At 59.5% G+C, this 6776-nt stretch carries 7 protein-coding genes; 1 reads left to right on the forward strand and 6 read right to left on the reverse strand.

Annotated features, from left to right (window positions below; genetic code table 11):
* From J4G14_14950 to J4G14_14970, 5 genes are all read right to left on the reverse strand, one after another.
* A partial coding sequence (locus tag J4G14_14950; GenBank protein ID MCE2459087.1) for an ATP-binding cassette domain-containing protein occupies positions 1-223 on the reverse strand: 223 nt, incomplete at its 3' end.
* Positions 213-1316, reverse strand: coding sequence for an iron ABC transporter permease (locus J4G14_14955; protein MCE2459088.1), 1104 nt, complete (start codon positions 1314-1316; stop codon positions 213-215). The genes J4G14_14950 and J4G14_14955, both read right to left, overlap by 11 nt.
* Before the next feature lie 10 nt (positions 1317-1326).
* Positions 1327-2634 carry an MATE family efflux transporter gene (locus tag J4G14_14960; protein MCE2459089.1) on the reverse strand — a complete coding sequence of 436 codons (1308 nt, stop codon included), beginning with the start codon at positions 2632-2634 and terminating at the stop codon, positions 1327-1329.
* Positions 2635-2744: 110 nt separating this feature from the next.
* The gene (locus tag J4G14_14965) at positions 2745-3527 is read right to left on the reverse strand and encodes an ABC transporter substrate-binding protein (protein MCE2459090.1); all 783 of its coding nucleotides are present in this window, start codon (positions 3525-3527) and stop codon (positions 2745-2747) included.
* A gap of 7 nt (positions 3528-3534) precedes the next feature.
* The gene (locus J4G14_14970; GenBank protein ID MCE2459091.1) at positions 3535-3762 is read right to left on the reverse strand and encodes a hypothetical protein; all 228 of its coding nucleotides are present in this window, start codon (positions 3760-3762) and stop codon (positions 3535-3537) included.
* Positions 3763-5145: 1383 nt separating this feature from the next.
* Between J4G14_14970 and J4G14_14975 the strand changes: the two genes are divergently transcribed.
* Complete coding sequence (locus tag J4G14_14975) at positions 5146-5706, forward strand: hypothetical protein (protein MCE2459092.1); 561 nt, start codon at positions 5146-5148, stop codon at positions 5704-5706.
* A gap of 878 nt (positions 5707-6584) precedes the next feature.
* On the opposite strand, the gene J4G14_14980 is transcribed toward J4G14_14975, so the two are convergent.
* On the reverse strand, positions 6585-6776 hold a 192-nt coding region (locus J4G14_14980), incomplete at its 5' end, for a hypothetical protein (GenBank protein ID MCE2459093.1).

Raw genomic sequence — 6776 nt, forward strand, 5'->3', positions numbered from 1 at the left:
GCAGCACCCGATAAGCGGCCCGCAGTAGTGTCGTCTTTCCACTACCATTCGGCCCGACGATACCTACGACTTGGCCGGACTCGGCCACCAGACTGACCTCCGAGCAAATCTCTACGGAGCCAATTCCCACCGTTATCTCGGATAGAGTCAGCGATAGTGGACCAGGGCCAGTGAGATCCAATGGTGGCTTGGAAGTATCGTTCTCCGACTGGTCAGCGGGCATGATCTGATCCTCGCAGTCGGGAGCGGAGGAGTAAGGCGAACACCGGTGCGCCGACGAGTGCGGTGATCACCCCGATAGGGAGCTCGCGGGGCTGGATCACCAGCCGCGCGAGCACGTCTGACCACAGCAGGAAGAGCGCTCCCACGAGCGCCGCGAGCGGAAGTACGCGGCGATGATCGGAGCCCACCACCATCCGCGCGGCGTGCGGGATGACAAGGCCCACGAAGCCGACCCCGCCTGCCAGTGCGACCGACGTGCCCGTGAGGAGTGCGACGACTACGAAGAGGACGCGGCGCAGCCGGTCCGGCGGTACCCCCATGCTCGTAGCGGTCTCATCGCCGAAGAGAAGCAAGTTCAGCGCGCGGGCCTGGGCCAGGAGATAGACGAGCCCGATGACGAGTAGAAGCGCGGGCAGTCCGAGCTGATCCCAGCGAGCGCCACCAAGCGCGCCGAGCATCCAGAATAGGGCGATGCGCGCCGTATGACTCTGCTCGCTGATGAAGATAAGCATGCTGGTCACGGCCGCGAACAGGTAGCTCACCGCGATCCCGGCGAGCACCAATCGCAATGGACTGAGGCCGCCCGACGAACTCGCCAGCAGGAAGGCCAGTCCGTAGCCTATGAGGCCACCCGCGAATGCAGCAACCGACAACGTGTACATCCCCGCGAATGCCCACCCGAGTACCATGACGCTCACGGCGCCGGCCGCGGCGCCGGATGTTCCCCCGAGTATCGTAGGGTCCGCCAGCGGGTTCCGCACCATCGCCTGGAGCACTGTGCCGACTACTGAGAGAGTTGCCCCTACCAGCACGGCGAGGAGTGCGCGTGGGAGACGGATGTGCCATACAATCCGCTCATGAGCCGCTGGCCAATCAGCCGACGCCACGTCCGGCCAGAGCTGGTGTATTCCGATTCGCCATGCAGTCATAGGGAAGATGTCGGCCGGCCCCAGGGTCACTGCAAGCACGATCGATACAGCAAGGGCAACGCAGAGAACCCCCAACGCCGCAGCGAAGCCGAACCCGGCAATCCTGAGAGGGCGCACCACGTATCCAAGCGAACGTGTTGTGCCAGACCGGAGCAGCTTGGTCATCTAGGGGACCTCATACTACTGCCGTCCGCCACGCCCCCCGCCGGTAGCGCCACCAAGCCCCGGCGGTCCTCGCCGCAAAGAAAGCGATCCCGGCGACGTATACTCCGGGGAGTCCCCAGCCGATCGCGTCGGCGAGCAGCCAGGATAGCGGCACCATGACCAGGTAGCTGGAAGCCGTGGAGGTGTAGAGGACCCACTTGGAGTCCCCGGCGGCTCGTAGCACGGCGGCCAGCACCATGCTCGTAGCCATGAGGGGCACCTGCAGGGCCAGGACGGGAAGGGCGCGTCCTGCCTCCGCTACGACTTCATCATCAGGGGTAAGCAGATGCAGTATTGTGGACGGCGCGACAAGTACCGGTGCCAGGATGATCGCTGGAAGAGCAGCCATCAGCAGCAGCCCGGCTCGCTGGGTCAACGTCACTGTACGCTCATCGCGGCTGCCGAGGCTCTGCCCGACTAGGATCGACACGCTGGTCGAAAGCGCCCAGACAATCGTCCATAGGACCTGCTGTAGATTTGTCACGACCTGCATTCCGGCGATGACAGTTGTGCCGAGCGAGGAGACAATCCGTAGCACGAGCACGTTATTGACGTAACCCAGGAAGAGCATGGCCGTCTCTGGCCAACCGATAGACCAGAGCTGCGGAAGCACATTCTGGCTGCGGTGCAGTCGTCCGAAACGAAACAATTCATATGTGTCCCGGAGTCGTCTCCATCCGAACAAGCTCATGTAGAAGCAGCCCACTGCTACGGCGATTGCAGTCCCGACGCCAGCGCCGAGGAGTCCCCATCCGGCCACGAATATAAGAACGTAGTTCAGAGGGACGTTTATCACGTTGACAAGGACCGTCATACGCATCGCCACGCTGGTCTCGCCCACTCCTGCGTAGACGGCTCGGAACATAGCCGTGGCTGCCGCGAACGGCGCGGCCAACGCGAGTACCCGGAGATACGGCACGCCCTCGGCCCGCACAGCCTCGCTTAATCCGAACGCGGCGAGGAGCGGGCCTGAGCCGATGCTCAAGACGAGGAACACCACAAGGCCTGCACCAGTACCGACGAGCAGCGAGATGTCCAGCAACCGCCCTATTGCCGTCAGCCGTCCCTCGCCATACCGGCGGGCTGAGATCACCTGTGCCGCAGTTGCCCACCCGCCGAATAGCATGGCTGCGGCGATGTTGACAGACGATGCGACGGCCGCCGCCGCGAGCGCCTCTGTGGACACGCGGCTGATCATCGCGGTGTCGACGATCCCAATCACGATCTGAGAGAGGTTCGCGACGATGATCGGGTAGCTCAAGGCGAGGACCCGCTTCACCACGTCCCTCCCTCTGGGTTGTTATGACCGTTACCGCGGCTTTCATCAAGGTGTGGAGTACCCAGCCCGCCGGGATGAGTGCTCATCCCGGCGGCGACGCTTGCCGTAAACTAACGAGCAGCGTTCACACGGCGCACCGCAGTCGCTACCTCGATGAGGCCATCAAGGTTCTGTGGCCCAGGAACGCTCTGGAGGAATGTCAGCGTCATGTACTGACCGTTCACGACCGCCGACATGCCCGACAGAGATGGGTTGGACTCTAGGAACGCTTGGTTCGCGTCCGGGCCTCCGAATCCGTAGTCAACGAAGATAATCAACTCCGGGTCGCCGTCCACAACCGCTTCCCACTCCACGGTGCCCCACGTACCGCTCACATCCGAGAGGATGTTTATGCCGCCAGCGCGACTGATGATGTCCGACATTACCGAGCCGGCGAGCGCTGTGAACGGAGCCTCTTCACCCGAGTCAAAGTAGAAAACGCGGACGGGCTCACCGGCAGGGATCGCCGCAGTGACCTCTGCGATCTGCTGCTCCCACATGGCGATGAGTTCCTCGCCGCGGTCCTCGACGTCGAAGATCAGAGCCAAAGCGCGGACATCCTCGAACATCACCTCAAGTGTGACGTTACTGGTGAAGTCTGGACAGGCCTCAGTAAACGAGAAACTGTGGACTTCAGCGTCGCGCAGGCCCTGTCCCGTGAACCCCGTACTCTCGTTGAAGCCGTAACTGAAGACCAGGTCGGGACCTGGAGCAAGTACCGCCTCCAGCGAGGGGTAAGGGAAGCTGCCACCCAGGCGTTCGACTAGAGCCGCGCGGGCCTGGTGTTGGGGCTGGAGCCGGTCGGGCGTACCGCCGAAGTAACCAATGACGTGATCCTGTAACCCGAGCGCCATAAGCACCTCAAGTGCGCTCGTATCCGTGGCCGTAGACAGTCTTCACGCCGCAGTTGTTGATAGTCACGCCTGCCGGCTCGGGCGCGGGAGTAGCCGTGGGGACCTGCGTGGCCGCTGGCGTAGGTATCGCCTGTGGAACAGCTGTTGGCTGGACAGTTGGAGCAACCGAACGGTTGGAGGCTGCCGTGTTGTCACTTGTAGACGCCTCGTCACCACCGCATGCGACGAGGAACAACAATAGCACCGAGGTAAGTAGCAAAAAAGCAGTTGCTAGCAACGGGTTCGTGTTAGGTGTGAGTTGTCCTAGAGACTTGGTCATGGGTTTTCTGCTCTCTTTAGATTTAGGCAGGTTGGTCTGACTGGCATCTTCGACAGGCATCCGGTAAGTGGCCTGTATTTCACACCGCCTCAATTGCGAGGGTAAGATCGACAACAGATGTTTACATCCGCACCATGCTGTGGTTGAAGGCGACAATTCATGATATTTAGTATCAGTACGGATGTCGCTAAGTTGGCCAGTTAGAAATACGCGATGAGGTATGTGATTGCCGGCATCAGTGACAAAAGAATGATAGTAAGTATCATAATGATTGTCAATTGCGCCCACCAGTTCTCTGGCAGTGGCAAGAAACGGCGCTCATGAGCCCGTAGGAAAGCGCCCAGCCGTGTGACGCCCGAAGGTCCGACTCTATCGGTTGAGATGAGGTGGACGCGTTAAGGTGACGCTTGAATCCTGACGGCTGCGGACCGATTCGGCACAGCTTTCCATTGCGATTAACACAGCAGGGTCGGATGGGACCAGCCGTAGGTGTGTTCGTCAGAGAAGTTCGAGTCTTCTCAGGTCTTAGATATGAATTGGTGGGCCTGGTGGGACTCGAACCAGTGCCGCAGGTTCCGACGACCGGTGCTCTATGCACTGAGCAACGGGTCCCCACCTTCTCATCCTGTCGACATCGGCAACTTGAGTGTACCATCGTTCAGTTCCACGGCATGTCCCGGCCTCTACTTGACATAACTTAACTAGTGCGAACCTGATGCGTGTTAGTGCTATCGCCGCTACTTCAGGAGCATATACAAGGTTGTCGTCGAATGTCTTGGAGTGCGAATCAGAGTGACGGCATTCACCCAGCAGAGTGGAGGTGGTGTAACACAGGCGTTGGCCCAAACCGGATCTGGTTCAACGCCTCGCTTCGTGCGGCCCTTGAGTTCTCGATGTCACACTCGCCGCACAGCAGGCGGAAGTCTTCCGCAGGAGACGGTCGTAGAGTCCGCGGCCTTCGCCAGTAAGCGTCCCGCGCTTCCTTCCATCGGTAAAGTCAAGGGCACACCACAGCGAACCTGCCCCGGCTTATGGGGCCGTACGGTTTGGGACAGCTGCCGTGCCACGGTATGTCGGTATTGCAGTGGCCGGGTTGCGATATACTGGCCCAGCTTACCGAATGTACCCAGAGGACATCTTAGGAGAACACCCTAGAGAAAGTGAATCCACTGGCTGGCTTCGATTTCAAGCTCTGGTGCTGTGTGGATTCGCAACGACCACATGACCTTTGCGTGAGGTAATCCTTCTCGAGATTTCAGGCTCTCTCGAGAAGGGGAAACTTTAGAAAGTCTCTCAATCATGAAAATGTTGACGTTGCTGACGGTGTGTATGCTTATCGCTGCCGCCTGCACGATCGAGTTGAGCACGCCGCAGGGGCGACCGGATTACGTCAAGAGCGTAGCTATGGATCGCGAGAGGGCCGAGGGGGCGCATGCCACGCCCACGGCCCTTCCCATGTACCCAAGCGTTCCCCATGTTGAGGCGGTTACTAGACCTGAGCCAACCGGCAGGGGCGGCATTATTCAATCCAGCGCGGCAATCCCCCAGGGAGAGTCAAGGGTCATACCGCGCGCGGGTCTGGTGTTGGGTCCTCCCGACTATGAATTCATGTGCAAATTGGAAATCCCGGCCCTACCAGTAGACTCCATCAGAAAGGAGATTGCGGACGGGGCAACAAGCTCCGAGGCGCCCTACGACTTGAGCACGATAACTATCACTGATCACAATTATGTAGAGTATGCTCAGATGTTTGTTGGCGCGGTAGGAGCGGAGCGCGACCGTGCGATGGACGACGGCCTCAGGGATGAGTTAAGCGACATGATAACTCAGCTTGAAGACTGCATGGACAGGGCTCAATGAAGTTGTGCTTATCGCGCAGAATAATTCTGGTTGGCCTCAGCGGTGTTGTCGGTCCTGATGATCGATTCGCCCTCGTCGCCCCCCCTGTTCCTCGGGTAGCTTCCTCAACCGTGCGGGCCTGTCCGACCTCTCGGGGTATGCCCTGCGGACAACGTTTCTATCCCACATCTTGGGCTCTTGCTGCGCATCGGCCCCGTGTAAGGAGTTGTCAGATCGGTTCCTGTATATCAGAGCTTTCTCTTCCAATTTAAGGAGGGGGCTCTGCTATGGGGAATCGGCTCAGGTGCGAGAAATGTGGCTAGTTTCTTGACTGGAATCAGGCTGGTGAATCACTCACTTCCATGGGTGCACGATACCCAAGGCATGACGCCGGTCAGACAGCCCCTTCATTGAGGATCGCATCCCAGTCTTGTCGTCTCGGCTGCACCCCCATCTTACCTATGAGCAGTCGCAGCAAGGCACTTAGGGGAATGTGTCCAGTCGGCAGATTAGAGTCTCGCACTTCCCGGCGTCCGACCTGTGCTCCATGCCCGAGGTGCAGGTGAGGCGGACTCACTGGGCTTCCGCCGTGCGGATGCCAGTGGCAAAGAATGACCTCCCTTTCATCGGAGTCATAGACGGCGTAGTCATAGCCAACTATCTCCACTTGCCAGGGAGTGCGTGACGAAGGAGGCTCGGTAATGCGGTAGTATTGCTCCAGTCTGAACCCCAGCCGCGCCGGCCGCTGAGAAGACCTCTGTTCGCTACAAGGGAACGGGGTACTGGAGAAGGATAGTATCCGCCAGCGACACTGACTACCGAATTTGACACGCAGGACAGGAGTTTCTGGATCCCACTCTGGTAGTTGCTGACAGCTTCGGCAGGCGTCCTGCCTGTCGTCACTCTGTCCAGTACTCCGGCAACATCATAGCCAGCCTGATGACGTCTCCGTGCCTCTCGCCGTCATCGTCGAACTTGTCAGCCTTCCAGGCTTCGGTGAATTCGTCAAGGCTCATGCCGAAATTCTTGAGCGCAAGGTTTTCCTTCATCTCCCTGTACTCCTCCTCGGTGAGGTTGTGAATTTCGGGTAG

It is taken from the genome of Dehalococcoidia bacterium (genome assembly GCA_021295915.1).
Taxonomy (GTDB): domain Bacteria; phylum Chloroflexota; class Dehalococcoidia; order Lucifugimonadales; family UBA1123; genus VXRN01.